This is a genomic window from Paracoccus sp. (in: a-proteobacteria) (assembly GCF_030536915.1).
In the GTDB taxonomy this organism is placed as follows: domain Bacteria; phylum Pseudomonadota; class Alphaproteobacteria; order Rhodobacterales; family Rhodobacteraceae; genus Paracoccus.
Window position 1 is genome coordinate 3,339 of record NZ_JAUNPC010000127.1, and the last position, 2,615, is coordinate 5,953.

General features: G+C 66.8%; 3 protein-coding genes, 1 pseudogene and 1 riboswitch (1 of these 5 only partly in view). All 4 genes and pseudogenes read right to left on the reverse strand.

Features of this window, described 5'->3' with window-relative positions:
• Positions 1 to 59, reverse strand: a riboswitch (cobalamin riboswitch); it reaches 242 nt to the left of the window's first position.
• Positions 27 to 617: pseudogene (locus tag Q4F04_RS14380) on the reverse strand (aminotransferase class I/II-fold pyridoxal phosphate-dependent enzyme); the annotation flags it as partial. (Overlaps the previous riboswitch by 33 nt.)
• Positions 617 to 1,576 carry an adenosylcobinamide-phosphate synthase CbiB gene (cbiB, locus tag Q4F04_RS14385; protein ID WP_303370490.1) on the reverse strand — a complete coding sequence of 320 codons (960 nt, stop codon included), beginning with the start codon at positions 1,574 to 1,576 and terminating at the stop codon, positions 617 to 619. The pseudogene Q4F04_RS14380 and the gene cbiB, both read right to left, overlap by 1 nt.
• Entirely contained in the window at positions 1,566 to 2,339 is a 774-nt protein-coding gene (locus tag Q4F04_RS14390; RefSeq protein WP_303370491.1) for a propanediol utilization protein, read from the reverse strand. The genes cbiB and Q4F04_RS14390 overlap by 11 nt, the downstream gene beginning before the upstream one ends.
• The coding region (locus Q4F04_RS14395; protein WP_303370492.1) for a histidine phosphatase family protein at positions 2,336 to 2,615 on the reverse strand (280 nt) is incomplete at its 5' end. The genes Q4F04_RS14395 and Q4F04_RS14390, both read right to left, overlap by 4 nt.

The window sequence follows — 2,615 nt, forward strand, 5'->3', positions numbered from 1 at the left end:
GACATCCGGCGGATCACCTCCTCGCCGCCGTAAACGAAGCCAAGCCGCAGGCCCGCGAGCCCCCAGAACTTACCAAAGGAACGCAGGACAAGCAGGCTTTCGCCGGCCTCGGCAACCAGGCTTTCAAACGGTGCTGGATCGGCGAAGCTCTCGTCGATGACCAGCCGTCCGACCGACAGGCTGCGCAGAGCCTTTCTGCAAAAATGGCGTCCGTCAGGATTGTTGGGGTTCACGACGACCGCCAGATCGGCACCGGACAGGGCTTCGAGTTCTCCCACCTCCTCGACCCGCCAGCCCGCCTGTGCCAGGCAGGCCGCGTGTTCGTTGTAGGTCGGGCTGAGCACGCGTGCGAGACCGGGCCGTGCCAGCAAGGGCATCATCTGGATTGCCGCCTGCGCCCCCGCCACCGCAAGTCCAGGCGCGGCGGTGCCAAAGGCTGTGGCGGCAGCTTCCATCAGGGCAGCTGTGGCGCTTGCCGTGGGAAGGTTCGTCCATGCCTCGGGCGGAAGCCGGGGCACGGGATAAGGCTGGCGGTTGATGCCGGTGGAGAGGTCGATCCAGTCCCCCTGCCCCCATGCTGCCTTTGCTTCGTCAAGGTTTCCGCCATGATCGCGCATCATGATGCCCCGATGATGAAAGGCAGCAGTGCCGCAAGGATCAGGCCGGCTCCCAGCAGCAGCATCGCCCGGCGGTATAGCCGCAGCCCCTGCGTCAGGCATTCCGGCGACGGATCCGGTGCGCCCGCGTTGAGCCAGGGCTCGGGCGCGACATGACCGTCATAGATCCTCGGCCCCGACAGGCGGATGCCCAGCGCCCCCGCCATGGCCGCCTCGGGCCACCCTGCATTTGGGGAACGGTGCCGCCCCGCGTCGCGCAGCATGACGCGAAGCGTGTGAGTAGGCTTGCCGGAGGCAAGGGCAAACAGCACTCCCGTGGCCCGCGCCGGGATCAGGTTGACGAGGTCGTCCAGGCGGGCGGATGCCCAGCCGAACTGCAGATAACGCGGGCTACGATGGCCGATCATGGAATCCAGCGTGTTGATCATCTTGTAGACGGCAATCCCAGGCAGACCCGCAACCGCCCCCCAGAAGACCGGAGCCACGATCCCGTCAGAGGTGTTCTCGGCAAGGCTCTCCAGTGCGGCGCGCGAAACGCCTGCCTCGTCCAATGCCTCAGGGTTGCGGCCCACGATCATCGAGACGGCATGGCGTGCCTCGCGCAGGTTTCCGTCGGTCAGAGGCCGTTCCACCGCGGTGACATGATCGTGCATGGATCGAACTGCGACCAGCGGCCAAGCAAGGACGCCACCTAGGACGATGGCCGGAACATGACCCGGCAGCAGTGCTTGAGCTGCAGCAAAGGGCAGGAAGGCGGCGGCCACGCAGAGGATAAGTGCCGCTGCCCCCGTGAGCCTGCGCGGGAAATCCGCCCGGTTCAGCCGTGCCTCTAGGAGGGCGACGAGGTGCCCCGCCCATGTCACGGGATGCCCGACCCGCGCATAAAGCCAGTTCGGCCAGCCGATCAGCCAGTCGATGACAAGCGCCACCAGCATCACCGCGGAGAATTCAGCGGTCATCGCTTGCGAACTGCAGGACGCCCGTGATCCCTGCAGCCTCCAGCGCAGGGGCTGCGTAAGGCGGAACCCTACCTTTCGGGAAGATCAGGCCCCTGGCCGAGCCGGTATGGGCGATGACGAAGCCGAGTGCCCCAAGACTTCCGGAAAGTTCTTCCGTTGGATCGTCTGCCGGTCCCCGCGTCCGCAGGCACCGCCGAGCGCTTTCAGATGCAAGCTCGGCGAAGGCGTGCAACTTGCCGGCTTTCTGCCAGCCCGCGACAATATCCGAAACATCCGGGAAAACCATGTCGGCGGGATCGGTGGAACGGGGCGCCCCAAAATAGCCTCCGAGGATGTCATGGGCAGGAATCGCGGGCATTCCTTGCAGGATGCGGCCCTCGCGAGAGGCCCAGAGCAGGCGCTCGGGATGGGCGAAAGCCAGCGGGTCCGAAGCCCCTTCTTCGGCCACGCAGGCCGCCATGAGGCGCCCGGTTGGCCCCTGCCAGCCATGAAGCCGCGCCGCCGCGATCAGCCTGGCGGTGGATATGCCCGTGCCGGCGCCGGGTGGCGACAGGGGCGAGATGACGACCTCTCCCCAGTCCGCAAGGCCCAAGGCCTGCAGGAAGCCGGCAAGTGGATTGGTCGCTTCCCGGCCCCTGCACCGCAGTTGCGCATGTAGCCCGGTCTTCGAGCAGGGAACCGTAACTAGGCCGAGGGGGCCGTCCGGCCCCAGCTTGCCTTGCAGATATTCCCCGAAATGTCCGCGAACCCTGACGTTGTTCATGGTTGCCAGTTGACCTCGGCAACGGACCAGTGGCCGTGCCGGCCGACGTGGAAACGGGTCAGTGACAGGGGCGCCACCTGGAACGACAAGGCGCCGCCGACCGAGCCCGTGGCAAGGGACAGCGCTGCCCGGACGGTGCCCGCGTGGGCGATCACGACCTGTGCCCCTCCTCTACGCGCAAGATCCAGAAGGGCGAGGTTTGTGCGGGCGCAAAGATCCTTGAAGCTTTCGCCACCAGGAGGGCAGTGGCGGGCAAGCGCCTCCGGGGCCAGGGGG